General features: G+C 40.8%; 15 protein-coding genes. 9 read left to right on the plus strand and 6 right to left on the minus strand.

The genetic code is table 11. From position 1 onward, the window contains the following. Positions 1-35 precede the first annotated feature (35 nt). Complete coding sequence (locus tag EHQ64_RS12425; protein ID WP_135649801.1) at positions 36-2,081, plus strand: PP2C family protein-serine/threonine phosphatase; 2,046 nt, start codon at positions 36-38, stop codon at positions 2,079-2,081. Here the strand turns inward: EHQ64_RS12425 and EHQ64_RS12430 are convergent, their stop codons facing one another. Next, complete coding sequence (locus EHQ64_RS12430; protein WP_135649802.1) at positions 2,082-2,543, minus strand: GNAT family N-acetyltransferase; 462 nt, start codon at positions 2,541-2,543, stop codon at positions 2,082-2,084. It lies immediately after the preceding gene. A 125-nt stretch (positions 2,544-2,668) separates the two neighbouring features. Between EHQ64_RS12430 and EHQ64_RS12435 the strand changes: the two genes are divergently transcribed. After that, positions 2,669-3,910, plus strand: coding sequence for a TCR/Tet family MFS transporter (locus EHQ64_RS12435; protein WP_135649803.1), 1,242 nt, complete (start codon positions 2,669-2,671; stop codon positions 3,908-3,910). On the opposite strand, the gene EHQ64_RS12440 is transcribed toward EHQ64_RS12435, so the two are convergent. Next, on the minus strand, positions 3,911-4,558 hold the full coding sequence (locus EHQ64_RS12440; protein ID WP_135649804.1) for a hypothetical protein: 648 nt from the start codon (positions 4,556-4,558) through the stop codon (positions 3,911-3,913). A 144-nt stretch (positions 4,559-4,702) separates the two neighbouring features. Here EHQ64_RS12440 and EHQ64_RS12445 point away from each other — a divergent pair, with 144 nt between their 5' ends. The 6 genes from EHQ64_RS12445 (at position 4,703) to EHQ64_RS12470 (ending at position 11,639) form a co-directional block, all read left to right on the plus strand. After that, complete coding sequence (locus tag EHQ64_RS12445; protein ID WP_135649805.1) at positions 4,703-5,704, plus strand: hypothetical protein; 1,002 nt, start codon at positions 4,703-4,705, stop codon at positions 5,702-5,704. 335 nt (positions 5,705-6,039) lie between these two features. After that, positions 6,040-7,347, plus strand: a complete 1,308-nt coding sequence (locus tag EHQ64_RS12450; protein ID WP_135649806.1) for an imelysin family protein — start codon at positions 6,040-6,042, stop codon at positions 7,345-7,347. A gap of 64 nt (positions 7,348-7,411) precedes the next feature. Then, positions 7,412-9,013, plus strand: coding sequence for a di-heme oxidoreductase family protein (locus EHQ64_RS12455; protein WP_135650559.1), 1,602 nt, complete (start codon positions 7,412-7,414; stop codon positions 9,011-9,013). Between the two features lie 12 nt (positions 9,014-9,025). Beyond that, positions 9,026-10,261, plus strand: a complete 1,236-nt coding sequence (locus tag EHQ64_RS12460) for an imelysin family protein (protein ID WP_135649807.1) — start codon at positions 9,026-9,028, stop codon at positions 10,259-10,261. Between the two features lie 115 nt (positions 10,262-10,376). Further along, entirely contained in the window at positions 10,377-10,793 is a 417-nt protein-coding gene (locus EHQ64_RS12465) for an MAPEG family protein (RefSeq protein ID WP_135650560.1), read from the plus strand. 126 nt (positions 10,794-10,919) lie between these two features. Continuing rightward, on the plus strand, positions 10,920-11,639 hold the full coding sequence (locus tag EHQ64_RS12470; protein ID WP_135649808.1) for a phosphate signaling complex PhoU family protein: 720 nt from the start codon (positions 10,920-10,922) through the stop codon (positions 11,637-11,639). An 18-nt stretch (positions 11,640-11,657) separates the two neighbouring features. Here the strand turns inward: EHQ64_RS12470 and EHQ64_RS12475 are convergent, their stop codons facing one another. Genes EHQ64_RS12475 through EHQ64_RS12485 form a run of 3 tightly spaced genes read right to left on the minus strand, consistent with a single transcriptional unit; the run spans position 11,658 to position 14,068 of the window. After that, entirely contained in the window at positions 11,658-12,611 is a 954-nt protein-coding gene (locus tag EHQ64_RS12475) for a DUF1554 domain-containing protein (protein WP_135649809.1), read from the minus strand. Positions 12,612-12,662: 51 nt separating this feature from the next. Next, positions 12,663-13,373 (minus strand): hypothetical protein, encoded by a 711-nt coding sequence (locus EHQ64_RS12480; protein ID WP_135649810.1) that lies wholly within the window; start codon positions 13,371-13,373, stop codon positions 12,663-12,665. Continuing rightward, a complete protein-coding gene (locus tag EHQ64_RS12485) occupies positions 13,370-14,068 on the minus strand; it encodes an alpha/beta hydrolase (RefSeq protein ID WP_135649811.1) in 699 nt (232 codons plus the stop codon). The genes EHQ64_RS12480 and EHQ64_RS12485 overlap by 4 nt, the downstream gene beginning before the upstream one ends. Before the next feature lie 358 nt (positions 14,069-14,426). Between EHQ64_RS12485 and EHQ64_RS12490 the strand changes: the two genes are divergently transcribed. Next, positions 14,427-15,086: a LamG domain-containing protein gene (locus EHQ64_RS12490; protein ID WP_246048745.1), complete on the plus strand. Its 660-nt coding sequence runs from the start codon at positions 14,427-14,429 to the stop codon at positions 15,084-15,086. A gap of 382 nt (positions 15,087-15,468) precedes the next feature. Here the strand turns inward: EHQ64_RS12490 and EHQ64_RS12495 are convergent, their stop codons facing one another. Next, positions 15,469-16,632 carry a YheT family hydrolase gene (locus EHQ64_RS12495; RefSeq protein ID WP_135649813.1) on the minus strand — a complete coding sequence of 388 codons (1,164 nt, stop codon included), beginning with the start codon at positions 16,630-16,632 and terminating at the stop codon, positions 15,469-15,471. Positions 16,633-16,673 lie beyond the last annotated feature (41 nt).

The following is a 16,673-nucleotide window of genomic DNA, read 5'->3' on the forward strand; positions in this document are numbered from 1 at the left end:
AGACATAGCTTCGGTCTCGCTTATTTTAACAGGAAGTGAAACGTTATATCGTTATCTTTTCGGTCTTTACTCTTTTTGGGACATTATCCGTACAATCATCTCCCGTTCAGAACGGTAGCATCAATATTTCAGAAGAGGATCTGAAAGAAAACTCTGAGCTAATCCCATTAAACGGTGACTGGCAATTTATATACGGTGAATTTGTTTCTCCCGAAAGATCTTCTCAAGTCGTTTGGGATAAACTTTCCGTTCCCGAATCTTGGCAAGATAAGAAGAAGGGAGATCGAATTCTACCAAGAGAAGGTGCTGCGAGTTTTCGTTTATTACTCTCTTTCCCAGAAGAGGAATTAAAGAAAGAAATCGGGATATTAATGCCTGATTTTGCGTCGGCATACAAATTATATTATAATGGAAGACTGGTATATTCCTCCGGAACCCCTAGTACGGATCCTCATTTCGAGATCCCTAAGATCAAATCCGTATATCTTCCACTTCGTGTAGAAAAACAAAATACTGAAATATTAATCCAAGGTTCCAACTGGATCAATAATTTCGGAGGATTCTGGCAAGTTCCAAAAATCGGAACTCTGGAATCCGTTTATCGTGAAAAATTGATCACTCAGGCAAGAGAATCTTTTTTATTCGGAGGGCTTCTACTAATAGGACTTTATCATATTGGTTTATTTCTTTTTAGAAGAAAAGAAAGGTCCGCATTTTACTTCGCATTATTTACGTTTTTATTAACCTTAAGAGTTGCATTGATCGGAAATAGGCTTGTCCTCGAAATTTTTCCCGACTTTCCTTGGGATTCCGTTTTCAGATTGGAGTTCTTCTCCTTTTATACTGCAGTTCCTATCTTTCTAATGTTCCATCGCTCTTTGTTTCCGGAAGACACTTGGAAATGGGCATCTCATATTGCATGGATTTTAGCGATCGGCTACGATATTACTCTATTATTTCCGATCGGATTCTACACTAAAATTGTGACACCGTTCCAGATCGCAACCGCAGTCGGACTGATCTATGTTTTAGCGACAGTATGTTTGGCTGCAGTAAGAAGAAGAGAGGATTCACTATTATTCCTAACCGGATTTTTCGCATTCGGGATCACAGTAGGCATCGATCTTCTTTGGGATAAATTGAACATGAGAGGTATGAACTTATCTCCATACGGTTTGCTCGTTTTCACTCTTTCTCAGTCTTTAGTTCTTTCTAGAAGGATCGCTAGAGCTTTTCGAAAATCGGAGATCTTAAGTGAAAATCTCAGGATCACTAACAGTGCATTAAATATTTTGAAAGATAATCTGGAAACTTTAGTCCGAGAAAAAACCTCCGAATTAAATCATTCCCTGGAAAGGATCAGAAAAGATCTGCTGGTTGCTCAAAGGATCCAGATGAAACTTTTCCCGGAAAATGTGGAGTCTTACAAAGAGCTAAAATATGCGGTGAAATATCTTCCAAGAGACGAGGTTGGAGGAGATTTTTATGATATATTCGAAGTGTCCCCTGGAGTATTTCGTATCTTCTTAGCCGACGCAACGGGCCATGGAGTCCAAGCTGCGTTAGTCACAATGGCAATCAAAGCCGAATACGAAGGAATTAAATTCGGAGCTAAGGACCCTGGATTTTGTTTGGATCTTTTGGATGATAAATTCCAACGAAAATTCTCTTCCTTAGGGACTATATTCTCTTCTATCATTGTAGATATTTACGCAAGAGAGAATCGATTAGTGTATGCTTCCGCAGGACATCCGGATCAGATCTTAGTACATTCTTCTCACCTTAAGAATTTAAGAAGAACTGGAGCGATCATCGGTCTGAAGAACAAAAAAAGTTATCAGAACGAAGAGTTGGATTTTTCCTACGGAGACAGAATGTTTTTATTTTCCGACGGAGTATTCGAACAATTCAACTCCAGACGAGAAGCATGGGGAGAATCCAGATTAAGAAGTAGAATTTCCGAATTATCCGATGAACCTATAGAGAACATCCCGGACATGGTAATGAAAGATCTAGAGACCTGGCTCGGAAATTCTCAACCTCAAGACGATATCAGCCTAATCGCCATAGAAAGAGTGTAATTAGATCTTTTTTTCGTAACACCATGCGGTTTCGTCGGAAGCCCATCTTCCGAAAGAATCTATTCTTGAATATCCATGTTTTTCATAAAAACGTAATGCTTCCGGCTGAGGTGCACCCGCTCTCAATCGAATCGAAGTAAATCCGTTTTCTTTTGCAAAGTTTTCCAAAGAAATGATTAGATCGGAAGCGACTCCTGTTCCTCTAAATTTAGGATCCACATACATCACATCCAATTCTGCAACCGAATCATTCCAGGGTACAATTGCGATACTACCGATCGGGTTTTCTTCCGACTCTGCAATCCAAAATCCGGTTTTAGGTCCTTGAAAATCTTCTCCTTTCATCGGATTAGGCGCTTGGAATCCGTATCTAGTTTGTATCTCTTCCCATAATGCATTCATCATAGAAACTGCAGATTTGGAATTCGGATCCTCTAGTTTGATCTTGATTTTCTGTTTCATTTTATTTCCAATTTTCAGAGATCATTTTAGGATTCTGATTTACGAAATTTTTTTACTATGGACCCATTGTTGTCGATCTGAATTTCAAAACAACCCTCCTCGGGCCTTATAAAGAAAATAGAATTATGACAGTTCAAAAAAAATCCGCACTTCAATTTTTGCTTTTTACATTACTGATCGATTTTATCGGCTTCGGTATCATTATCCCAGTCGTTCCAAATCTTTTGAAAGAGATGTTAAACGGGGATCTAAGCACCGCATCGGTTTATGGAGGACTTCTCTCATTTGCATATGCAATCACTCAATTTTTCTGTGCACCTATCATAGGAGGTTTAAGCGATCGATTCGGAAGAAGACCGGTTCTTCTTGCATCATTATTCGGCCTAGGAGTTGACTATGCGTTCTTAGCTTTCGCTCCGAATGTGTTTTGGTTATTTGTAGGAAGGATCATCGCGGGAATTACGGGGGCGAGTTATGGAGTTGCAGGTTCGATCATTGCGGATATAAGCCCTCCGGAAAAAAGATCCCAAAACTTGGGATTAGTAGGCATGGCCTTCGGTATGGGATTTATTATAGGTCCGATCATCGGAGGCCTCTTTTCCGAATTCGGCCCTAGAGCTCCTTTTTGGGTAGCTTCTTCTTTATCACTCCTGAACTGGATATATGGTTATTTCGTATTACCTGAAACTCTTTTAGAGGAGAATAAAAGGAAATTCAATTGGATCATGGCAAATCCATTCGGTTCCATTATCGGATTAATCCGATATCCAGGACCTTTAAGCGGACTTGTACTTTCATTATTTCTAATATTCGTCGCAAATCATTGTATGGAAACCAGTTGGTCTTATTTTACTATGAATAAGTTCCAATGGACTGCGACTAAAATAGGATTTTCTTTAGCGGTTGTTGGAGCTTCTCTTGCAGCCGTCCAAGGAGGTTTGCTTCGTATCATTATCCCGAAACTCGGACAAAAAAATTCCGCCTACTTAGGGATACTTGCGAGAGTCGGGATCAGTTCTTTATTCGCCTTTGCTTGGGAAGAATGGATGTTGTACGTTTTACTTGTTCCATTCTCTCTTTGTTTTATAGCGACTCCTGCAATCCAGGGTTATATTTCCAATCACGTGTCCGCTTCTCAACAAGGAGAATTCCAAGGGATCATGGGAAGTATGATGAGCCTTAGCGCTATTACCGGTCCCTTATTAATGAGTTCCGTTTTTGCGTATTTCACTCGAGAAGGAGCAAGCCCTTACTTTCCGGGAGCACCTTTTATAGTTAGCTCAATTCTCGCTGCATTAAGCCTTGTGATCGCGATCATCTCTTTCAGAAAAGAAAAGTTGAGAGTGGGAGAAAAAAGCGGAGAATAATTATTCTTCGTCTTCTTCCAATCCCAGGTAGAAAAGAGCCCAAAGAGTATCGAATAAGATCTGCATTAGTAACGCGAACCTTTCCTCTCTATCTTCTACAGTCTGAAAATCTTCGATCAGGAAAGTCACGAAAGGTTCTAGGATCTTTCTTTCTTCCAGATCGGGGATCGAATTCAGACTTTTTACGGTGAAGGTCTTTTCGACAGGAACATTATGATAATTTAATCTAATATTTAAGACTAGAACGGCGATCTCCAAAAGTTCCCCGTCGGACATAGTCTTCACACCTGCATCATTCAGGCCGGATAATAATCCGGATATGGCCTCGTCTGTAATTTCTTCGCTTCTTTCCTCATCTTCATCGCTATAAGCTTCAGAGATTGCGATAAGAACTGCAGTTGCCTGATCCCAAAAAACGGATAATGCCTCGTCCAAACGAGCCTCATCCTCTTCTGTCAACTCCCGTTTAAATCCGGAATCTAGATCGTCGTAAAAAGGTTCTGGATCATCAGTTTCGCAGGAAGCGGATACGAATGTACGGACAGCGATCCAGAACGGCGACTTTTCATGACCTACGCGGAGAATTTCCTCTGCATATTTTGAAACGGCGGCTCTCCAATCCGAGAGAGAATACGAAGGGATTTCCATATTCAAAGATTCGTTTTTCTCTTCAAACTCGTCGACACTATAAATCTTTCGGAATTGTTTTTTAAATGGAATTTTGTGGGAACTCCCACATGAAGAAATCGGATTCTAGTTGCCCCAAACCTAGATAACACGAATATTTTCTGCATGAGTATCAACGAAGATTATGATTTTCCCAGATTTCGTCCTGATTCAAATTCAGGGCACTATGAGAGTTGGTTTGTAAGAGGAAATCATCCTAGTCGACCTCTGGCAATTTGGATCCGTTATACTATTTTTTCTCCAAAAAATTCCGCAAAGGACGCGATCGGAGAATTATGGGCAATCTATTTTGATGGTGAAAATGGAAAACATTATGTTTCCAAATCGGAAATCCCCATCTCAGAATGTAAATTTACCGGTGACCCATTTCTAATAAAGATCGGCCCTTCTATACAAGATAAGAACGGTATCAAAGGAAAATCGGGAAACAAACAAGGTTCCGTTCAGATAGAATGGGAACTGGATTTTTCCGGAGGAGATAGGCCTTTATTTCTTTTCCCACAAAATTTATACTCCGGAGGTTTTCCTAAAGCAAAGGTACTCGTAGGACGTCCATCCATTCTACTTAATGGATTTATAAAATTAGAAAATAATAAAATATCTATCGAAAATTGGAGAGGAAGCCAAAACCATAACTGGGGCCCGAAACATACGGATCAATACGCTTGGGGACAAGTAGCCGGATTTGATGGAGAGACAGACTCTTTCTTAGAATTAGCTACCGCAAAGATCAAGATCGGGCCGTTATGGACACCTGCAATTACTCCGATCGTTTTGCGTTTTCAGGGGAAAGAATACTTATTAAACGGTTTATTCTCCTCTTTCGGACGTGCAAAGTACGATTACTTCAATTGGAATTTCCAAGCATCTTCGGATGTGATCAAAATTGAGGGAAGGATACACGCAGATAAAAAAGATTTCGCCTGCTTACGTTATGCGAATCCTCCTGGAGGATGGAAACACTGTTTGAATTCTAAGATCGCAAGAGCAGAAATTTTAATACAACGGAAAGGAGAAACTTCTCCTCTCCGATTACAATCTGCCAGAAGTGCAGCATTCGAGATCCTTACTAATGATTTCTCACACGGTTTATTCCCTGAAATTTAAGAATCTTTTTTGACCGACCTTTTTCGAATTGACCGGGTTCCCTTTCTCGAAAATTTTGAGAGTCAGGCTCAGTTTCTTTTAACCCAAAAGGATTAGTTTCTCTTGGTAGAATGAAGCAAAATGGGGTTTTGAATAAAAATCCTGGAGTCGGCCCGAGATGGAATGTTGCTCAGGAAAAAAACCTGATTGACTTTTTTTGAGACTTATTCTCACTTGCAAAATCAAGCCGGTCCCTGTCCCAGGTACCGGAGGGAGTCATCCCCACAGTTCATCTCTGGCCCCGGCCAGTTTACCCGGACCGGGGATTTTTCCCAAATTTGAAGGAGTGATTTTCCATGCGGAACATCCACAAAAAGATAATTTCAATTCTGTTCAGTCTTACCTTATTCGGTTCTCTCATTTCCTGCGGAGGTCCAGGTGGTGATAATTCTCTTGCCGCTCTTTTGGCAATTGACACACCTCCTACTGCAACGAAAGCACAAGCATTATCACGTTACGCTGATCTTGCTTTCGAATCGTATAGCAAAGCGATTGTAGATGCTACTGCATTACAAACCGCAATTACAACATTCAATACGACCCCTAATGAAACAAATTTAACTGCTGCAAGAAACGCTTGGGTAGTCGCAAGATCCAGCTATCTTGTAACAGAAGCATTTCGTTTTAGCAACGGCCCGATCGATGCTGATCCAGGATTCTGCGGAGCTCCGGGTGGTACGAATTACACCGGAACAGACGAATGCGAAGGCGCGATCAATGCATGGCCTTTAGATGAAGTTGTCATTGATAATTATATCAACAGTTTAGGTTCTGCTCCAAGTTTCTCTGATATCTATTCTAAAAATGGAGACGCGAGTTTAGCTGGCGGTAGCGAAGGTGATACTGAAAAAGTAGTTATGACCGGTTATCATGCTATCGAATATCTTCTTTGGGGACAAGACAATACAAGCGGCGGCGATAATACCGTTCCTGGACAAAGACCAGCTACTGATTTTTCAGGCGGTGGTGTTCCTAGTTATAGAAGAGCATACCTCTTAGAAACTACAAAAGGGTTGATCGGTCACTTAACTCAAATTAGAGACCAATGGGATCCAGCTACTGTTTCCGGAATTTATAGAACAGATACTTTCTTAGCAGAAGGAAATACGAACACATCTTTGAAAGACGTATTTGTAGGACTTACTTCTTTTATGGTCCAAGAATGGGGTGGAGATCGTTTAGCAGGGCTCGATAGCGAACTGCAAGAAGATGAACATTCTTGTTTTAGCGATACTACAAAAGCTGACTTCTATTACGACGCTCAAGGTGTTTTAAACATTTGGACCGGTAACTTCAGCATCAAAAAAGGCGTAACTCTTAGCAGCGGACCTGGGATTGCTGATGTTCTTAGCGGAAGAAACCAAGGATCGATCGGCGCTCAGATCACAACTGCAAGAAATACATTTTGTATCAATCTTGACGATGAAACAGCAGATCCGAACTACACAGCTACTTGTTCGGGCGGTACTTTAAGTCATCGTTATGATCAAGTAATTATGCATCCTGGTGATAGCCAGCACGGTATCCTGGAGAATGTCGGTCAATTGATCAGTTCTGCGTTAGCCCAAAATATGGTAATTGCAAGGAACAGCTTAGGACTCTAAGTCGATCTGCAAAATGAAAACTCTGAGTGCCGAACTCATGGTATCTTTCGGCAAACATATAAAAATGAACTGTGAACAAAACAAAGATCTCCTTGAAAAAGGAGATCATAAAAACCGGATCAACCAGAATTGGCTGGTCCTATTATTTATATCCGTCGCTCTTACTTTTTTCGGATGTGATCCGTCCGGAGGAAGTAATGCCGACTCTCTCGCGCTATTAGCAGCATTAAATACTTCTGCTCAAGCCGATCCAGGTGAAGAATATTCGGGCGGTTACACGACAAACTTCGTATCAAATGCTTTTGCATTCGATATTAGAGCGGCCAATTTAAGAAATGGTGGAGCTACTAAGTTTAATCGTGGGAATTCCTTCTTTAATATCACTTGGGTCTCAGAAGGAAGTAGCGCTCCCGCGGGCCTCGGGCCAACCTTTAATACGAACGCTTGCCAAAATTGCCATCAACATGATGGAAGAGGAGCTCCTCCTTCTTCCGGCTCCTTGAACAATTTTGCAGGGATCTTAATTCGTCTTTCAGAAGACGGAGCCGATCCGACTACGGGAGGACCTGTCGGTTTGGATAATTACGGGCTTCAATTAAATCATAAGGCTCTTGGTTGTAACCCGATCAAATACGATTCCAATTTTAATTGTGATACTGGCAGTGGAAGTGTATCCGGTGCTAACTTTACTCCACCGGAAGGATCCGCTTCCGTTTCTTATAGTTCGGTAGCGGCTCCAAATTACCCGAGTGGGGCAAACACCTATCCGGAAGGAACAAATATAACGTTAAGCAAACCAACTTACTCCTTCGCTTGGAACCCGCTCTTCGGTGATCCAACCGGATCTCCAAATGGATTTCATTTTTCACCAAGAACGGCACCTCTGATCCCTGGTCTCGGATTATTAGAAGCGATACCTGAAAGTACAATCCTCTCTTGGGCGGATCCGACTGATGCAGACTCGGATGGAATTTCCGGAAAAACGAATCAAGTATGGGATGTGACAGCGGGAGCTAAAGTGCTTGGAAGATTTGGATGGAAGGCAAACGAGCCTAGTCTATTCCAACAAAATCAAGGCGCATTCTTAGGAGATATAGGAATTACGAGCCCTTTATTTTCAACAGACAATTGTCCTTCTTCTCAAACAACTTGTGCGACTGTTGCACTCGGAACTGCAAGTCCTGAGATCTCTGTGAACTTAGCGGATTCGGTCAATTTTTATACTAAGCTTGTAGGAGTTCCTGCAAGAAGAGATGTTTCTGACCCAGACGTTGCAGCAGGTAAGGTTCATTTTAGTAATGTAGGTTGCGCAGCTTGTCATAAACCATATGTTCAGACAGGATATGTTCCAGGATTTCCGGAAATCTCTTTTCAACATATTAAACCTTATACGGATTTGCTCCTACATGATATGGGTCCCGGTCTTGCGGATGGAAGACAAGATTTTGATGCAACTGGGCAAGAATGGAGAACACCTCCCCTATGGGGACTTGGCCTGCTCCAAACGGTCAATGGTCATACAAAACTTTTACATGATGGAAGAGCAAACGGTATCGAGGAAGCTATCCTTTGGCATGGAGGAGAAGCGGATACCGCTCGAGGAAATTTCCAAAGTTTAAACGTTTCCCAGAGACAACAACTGATCAAATTTTTAGAGTCCCTTTAGAGAGGAAAAACAATGAGCTTTAAAGAAAAACAAAAACATTATAAAACTATAATTTTATCCGGAATATTTTCCATTTTCACTCTCGTAGGTTGCGATGGAGGTTCGAGCAATAATTTAGGCGCTCTTGCCTTTTTATTCAACTCCGGCGCAGATTATACAAAAGTCCTAAAATACTCCGGAACAAAAGTAATTCTACCTGCTTTAGAAAATTTGGCGGCGGATACGGTGGTTTTAGAAACGAAAGCGAATGCTTATTATACCACCCAAAATACGACTACGTTAGGAGAACTACAAGACGCTTGGAAAACAGCACGTATTTCATTAAAAAGAGTTGAACCTTTCTATTTCGGCCCAGCCTCATTTCCTTCCGCCAAGAATTATTATACCAAACTGGATGCATTTGAAACGATCTCTGCGAGACCTCTTTGGACTCACGTAAATAAAGTGATTACAAATACTGCGGCGCCTTGTGCGACTACCAATCCTGTCACAAGTACCGCCTTATCCCAATGTTCAGTCATCTACAAAGGATTTGAAGCCTTGGAAATGTTGATCTTTTCGTCAGGCGGAGATGCAAACAACCCTGGGGATTCGACTGCGATCAACACTGCAAACGCTCCGAGTTCCAGAAGACTAGAGTATCTAAAATCATTAGCGCAATTGATCCGACAAGATGCAGAAAGTTTACGAGCTATATGGGATCCAGCAGAAGGAAATTTCTTAGGGAATTTTGTTGCCGGAAACGGATCTTACTTCACCAATCAAGGTGCTGCATTCGATACGTATGTTCAATCTTTAGGGAATATATTATATCAGATCTGGGATCCTAAATTGGGAGGTCCTGCATGCCTCACTCCAGGATGTATCTCAAATTCGATAGCAAATCCAAAAGCAACGGAAGCAACATTCTCAAGAGATGCTTATCAAGGCCTATTCGATAGTATAGAAGGATTCGAAGCCGGGTATTTAGGAAACATTGCGGATACTGACTCACATACGATTTCCAAAATGGTCGAGGCCCAAAATCCTCAATTGGATACGGATATCAAAGCTGCTATTACTGCATTAAAAGCAGCAATCAATACTTCCAATGATTTGTATGATCAAATACAAAACGGTACAACAAGTATCAATAATAACGTAAAACCGATCTATGATATAGCGACTCCACTAAAGGAAAACTTTAACGTGGACGCTTTCTCGGTTCTCGGTGTGCCAAGCCTACCTCCTACAGCGGACGGGGATTGATCCGTTTATAAAAATCTAATGTATATCGTTTGAGGTAAAAACGATATACATTAGTTCCTAACGAATATTCAAAATTTTCTTGCCAAAGAGCCTGTTTGCAATTTCTCTAACCGGCATGTTGAATTCAGTATTTCCATTAATCGCTTTCACTGCATGGACCATTCTACTAGTCCTAACAGTTGCATCATTCAGAAGTATTCAGGTGCTTTTAGGACAAAAAAAATCGAATGAGTTCCCAGCTTGGGTACAACACGGTTCCGATCTTTATTGGAGGATCAATCGCGCACATTTAAACTGTGTGGAAACCCTTCCTATCTTCGGGGTCTTAGTACTTACTTTTCTCGTTTCAGGATACCAAAACGATACATTCGATCTACTTGCTTGGATCGTTTTCGGAGCAAGAATACTTCAGACTAGCGCTCATCTAAGTGGCGGAGGAGTTTGGAACGTGAACGTAAGATTTGCAGGATTTTTGATCCAACATATCAGTTTCGCTACGATGTTAGTGATCCTAGTACGCTCCCTTCTATAATTTTAAAAAACCGGGAGCAAATGTTCCCGGTTCTCCGATTTCGATGGTTTTTTAGGCCGATTTTGACCGTTTTAAAAAACCTCTTGACCATTCCGTACATCCAAGGTTAACCTTCGGAAGACATCCATGGCATCCAAGTTCGATTATCTTAGAAAAAATCTGTATGCGATGGCGGAGCTTTGCCTAGAGCAAGTCCTGATCTTGGATGACGCAATCGAGCAAGAGAACCCTGATCTTGCAAAACAAGTGATCGAAAGGGATGATCTAATCGATAGCCTTGAAAAACAAAACGATAATCTTTCCCAAAATGCTATCTTAGAAGCCGTCGCAAACCGAAATCTTCTCGGGATGGACCAAATCGACGGAGAAGTAATCCTAAAAAGAGATCCGTTACGCTTCGCACTTTCTTCCATTCGTATCAATAGAAGTTTAGAAAGAATGGGAGATCAAATCGTAAACTGCGCGACCTGTTATCGAAGAGGATTATTGCCCAAAGGTTTTTTCAGACAGGAAGAAATTTTGGACAAGATGTTATCTAGGGTCGTAACCCTTGTAGGAATGGCGGTCGAATCCTTAGTAGAGGAAAAGAATCGATTTTACGGTTCCGTCCATACTGTGGAAGAAGAGCTAAATAATCTTTGTCATGCAGCATTCTTAAAATTCGTATTGGATCCTAGATTGGATAAAAATCAATTCGCAGATCTATACAGAATGATCTTAGGGATCGAAAGAGCAGGAGACTATGCGGTAAACATCGCAGAAGAGTTGGTCCGCCTGAACACAGGAATGGACATTAGACATCTTTCCGATCCTGTCCAAGTGACCGAGAAAACAAAAACTTCTTAATTCAGAAATCTGAATATACTATTGCTGGATGCAGACCAAGGATTTCACTGCATTACAAAAATCAGGAGCTCCTGAAAAAATCCCGCCACTTGTTGGGTCCATACTATTTCCGAAGTTACCTAATTCTGCATTGGAACTCGATCCCCAGTCCAAACAAGTGTTCCCAGTCGGCCAGGTTGGTTGCATTCCAGTCCAATGCCCGTTCGATCCGGAATTGATCCCGTTGCCACTCCCGAACACGAATAAAGAAGTTCCATCCGTATCATATGCTTTAGAAAAACTTCCACTGTCGAAATCTATATATTCTTTATTCGGTTTTAAGACCCAGTTAATGAAGCTCGGGGATGCTTGGCGAAATGTTCCGGCTACTATAAAAGCTTTATAAGTACCGGCAGGAAGAGGAGGAGAAGAAGAATATCTAGACTCGGCTTCACTTTGGCAAATCACATCTGCAAAGGTAGTCGAAAGATTTCCCGCATATAAAGGATCCGTTGCAAACAAAAATTTATCATTATCCAGCTGTTGGATCGGATAAGGAATTGTACCTGAATCCGGAGTTAGAATGGATAAAATAAGCGTATCGTTCTTAGAATCTGCATCATCGGGCTGTCCTAAAATCGTCAACGTTTGGGGTGTACTATAGTCTTCAGGAGTAAAAATAAGGGAAGATGGAGCAATCGAAGCAATAGCAGGATTACTGATCGTAAAATTATAAGTGGCAGAAGAAGTTTCCGGTTGATGCACTAATGAAACAGATAGGACAAGAGTTCCATTTTCTGCGAGTTGATTCCCTCCGGTTATATTGATCTCTCTATCACATCCATTCAATAAACAGTTTATAATCGCATTTTCGTAATATTCTTTAGTACTAGGGTCTCCGGAATTATCGGAAGGTATTGCGCATCCTAAGATAAGGACCAAAAAGTAAAGGCCTACAATGATCGAAGTCGGCTTTCCGAATAACGCTTTCATCTCACTATAATAACAACCCGAAAGACCCGTTTTGCAAGAAATTTCCTGGTATTATGCCGGATCTCTATAATGAGCTGGTTGCGGAGAAGCAGGATCTGAACCTTCTCCTTGTTCCAAATAACTTTCCAGTTCTTCCTTTAAACCGTGAGGAAGTTGTAAGCCGGAACTTTCTATTCTTTCGTTATACTTACTAAAAGAGAATCGATGGCGAGACGTTCCGAGATAAACACTTAATGCTTCGGAACCCCATTCTAAAATATCCCGGATATATTCTTCGTTCTCTTCCAACCTTTCCGCATAAGGTATAAAGAGAGGACGATTCACAGGTCTGCCTATAGTTCTATAGAAAAGAAGCCTGCGTAGAACCTCGTGGTCCTTCCAATTGCCCGCTTCCAAGGCCCTCTCTACCATTCTAAGATTGATACAGTCTAAAAATTCGATCTTTAAATTTTCGTTCTTCAATCTTCTGCGAAGGCTTGCTTTGATCTCCTCGGACTCGTATAAAAAATTAGGGCAATATTCGGGACATTCTTGGTCCTTATGTAAATCACAATAATGTAATAGAATACAATCTATATCGGAAGAAGGCTCCACGATCCCAAAATTAATCGAACCTAGGATCTCCACACCCGTCCTGAAACCTTTATCTTCGAGTTCTTTTAATGCGATACGACAGGCTTGCATTCTTCGCAAAGCTTCTTTAGTATCGTAGTTGCGGTATTTGTTTTTAAGAGCTACGTATTTTTCTATCAGATAAGTCATTCGAACAGTTCTCGCAAATAGCGGTTCATACCGTGTAATACCGCCTCCGGTATTTCATGTCCACCAGGAAATGCGAGTAATTCCCCTACCCAGCCCGCTTCTTTTAACAAAGTTTCCAAACGTTTCGCAGCAGGGTAACCGAGGACAGGATCCATTCTACCATGGCTTTGAAAGAATTTATACCCCGACATCTTTTTCGCGTATTCAGTCCAGTTGGTCTCATCGATCAAAGTTCCAGACAGAATTACGAGTCCTTTCGGCTTTTCTTCGAACTTTAATGTAATTTCAGTAGCAAGCATGGAGCCTTGAGAGAAACCTCCTAAAATAATCCGATCCATTGGAACATTTAAAGCGCGGATCATCTCCAGTATCTTTTCCTTTGCTTCTGCCAATCCCGCAGGATAACGTTCAAAAAGTTCTCTAGATCCGCCCGCGACCATCATTCTTTGTAAGGCTTCCATATCGATCGGGAACCATGCCTTTCCGTTATAGCCCGGAGCGATCGGAATTTCCAAGATCCCATCAGGAAAAATGAAATTGGTCCCTTCCGGAACATCCATATAAGAATATAAAGGCAGAAGATCGAAAGCGTTCGCTCCGTATCCATGTAGGAAGATCACGTAAGCACCATTCGGATCGCCTTGGATACAAGCTGCTTTAACGGGTCCTAATTGAATAAGTGGGATATCATACATGGTTTCCTTGTAACGAATAAGTTCTAATTTGGCAATGTTATATTTGAGTGAACTTACGGAACAAAGCTATTATGAAGAGAGCTCTGACTGCTATTCAGGACAACTTCTCTACCCAAATCTAAGTAAGAATAGAATATTCGGTTCGATCCAAATATCTCGATTTTCAAAGTTATTTCATTAAAATTTAATGGTCTTGTTGAAAAAACCAACGTACTGTTAGGTTATATGTAATAAAGTCTCTATGCGAATTATTATAACTCTTTTCCTTATCCTCTTCTTTCACCTAAACTGCGGAACCTATCTACTTTTAGATAGCTTGAACTCTAAGAATGATCGAGCCTTCGAAAACCTAATCCAATTGAGTTTGTTAGATTCTTCTATAGGACTAGTACATTATTGGCCGTTGGACGGACATACCCAGGATATAGTAGGTGGTTTAGATTTAACTGCAGTCTCAGGAACTCCTACACTCACCGCGGATAGATTTGGATTGCCTGGAGGAGCATATTATTATGATGGAAGCGGAGCTTATCACGGATCATTAGCCCAAGGCCCTTTGTTTATGGACGGGACTGTTTCCTCCTTTACGATCAGTGTTTGGGTAAGTGGAAAATGGCCACCGGGAGCGAATGGAGGACAGTCTATTTTTTTAAGCCAAGACGGAGGACTTGGAATGCAATTCTATGCACTTTCTTCCATATCCTGCACAGGAAGGCTAAGAACATTTACGAATAATAGCGGTGGTAGCGGAGACGTGGATGTCTCGAGTTCATGCGGGGCATATTCCGAAAATACCTGGTATCATATGGTTTTTATTTGGGATATTGATAGCCTAACTGCTTCTCTATATGTGAATAATGTTTTTGTTTCTTCAGGAAAATTCGGAAACAATCGCCCCTGGAATACGTATAATTCATTCTCGTTAGGATTTTCGCCTCTTGGATCTTTTTTCTACCAAGGTAGCATTGACGAGGTGAGAATTTATAACCGAGTCATCTTTCCAGTTTCGAGTTTGTAGGGGGAAGTCTCCCCCTCGCTCCAGCCGCGTTATACGCGTCTTACGCTACCCCCTCAAAATCACACTAAAACAAGTACAATCTCCATAAAAATTAAATGAAGAAGTCTATATTACTCCGTATTTTTTCAAGATCGCATATAAATTTACTAAACTCATAACAGCTGCACCGGCTCCAATAAATTTAATACGGTAAATAGTATTAAAATCCGATGCCTCTATTTTAACTTTTTCAGTTCGTTCGTTACTTATTAACCAATTTTGCATCGTATCTGAACGAAAAATACATAAGTAAGAAAGTATCGATGTCATACACAGAACTAAAAATTGATTAAGCATAAGATCTCCTAACTTTCAAAAATCTATATTTTAAACTCCGTTTATACTAACGTTTCTTCGCGGATTTAGCCTTCGGTTTCTTTTTCTTCTTAGGTAATTGCCATTGAACTGCTTTAAAATATTCACATACTAGATGGTCCGACCAAGATGTACCTTTCCATCCCTCAAAATATGCGATATGACTTCCCCTTTTTGTATAAACATGGATCGAGTTCGGAAGAGTTTCTAACCAATGTAGATTTTCTAAAACATTTTGATTTACGCAGATTGGATCATCCTTAGCATTCAAGATCATAATTGGTGTTTTGATATTTCTCATTACCACAGCTGGATTCGAGTATCTGTAATATTCTTCCTTATCATCAAAACCTGAAAGATTATGCAAACGATCCTGAAATTCGCCCAGATTTTTTGATTCTAGCACTTCTTGAAATCCACCTAGAGAAGACAAGGTTTCATAATGACGCTTCAAAAAATAATTAATCAATCTTTGACCCATGATCTTGCTATAAACAGGATGGACTCTATGAAATGCTTTTTCAATATCATAGGCGGGAGAAATTGCAACAGCAGCATCCAATAAACTTTTGGTCCCTGATTCTCCCAAGTATCGCGCGAGTAAACCAGAGCCCGCAGAAATCCCGACCCCAAATAAAGGACTATTCGGAAATCGTTTTTTAACGTATAAGAGTTGTTCCTTTAGATCAGAACTAGATCCCATCGTATTTATCTGAGGTTTAGAAAGAGGAAGATTCCCATGTCCTCTCCGAATACAAACGACAGAAACCCAACCCAGTTGAGTTCCGATGACTTTTACAATTGATTTAACGTCCTGTTCGTCACCGCTGATTGTGTGAAAAATAATCGCGATTGGATCAGTATCCAACTTTTTCTTACCTTTGGGATCAGACCAAGCAAGTCCAGTGATCCCTCCATCCTTCATCTTAAGATGTTCTATCTTATCATAGGGAAAAGATTGGGAGCGATGCTCTCTAAAAAGTAATAAAGCAAGCATCAAATGATTATTAAAACACCAGAAAGTAGGAAAATATTTCTCAGTTAAGCGGGGACAATTTGCAATTACCCTACTAATAAAATCGCCTTCACTGAATTGAAGAACCGGCGTTTCGACCACTTCAATAAAATAATAAACTAGGAATGCAAAAATCAGAAATAGAACGAGATAAACAAAGGGGAAGGCCAAGCACATTCAATCATCCAGATGAAAATAGTTTTGGAAAGAATGATCAG

This window comes from Leptospira sarikeiensis (assembly GCF_004769615.1).
GTDB lineage: Bacteria > Spirochaetota > Leptospiria > Leptospirales > Leptospiraceae > Leptospira_B > Leptospira_B sarikeiensis.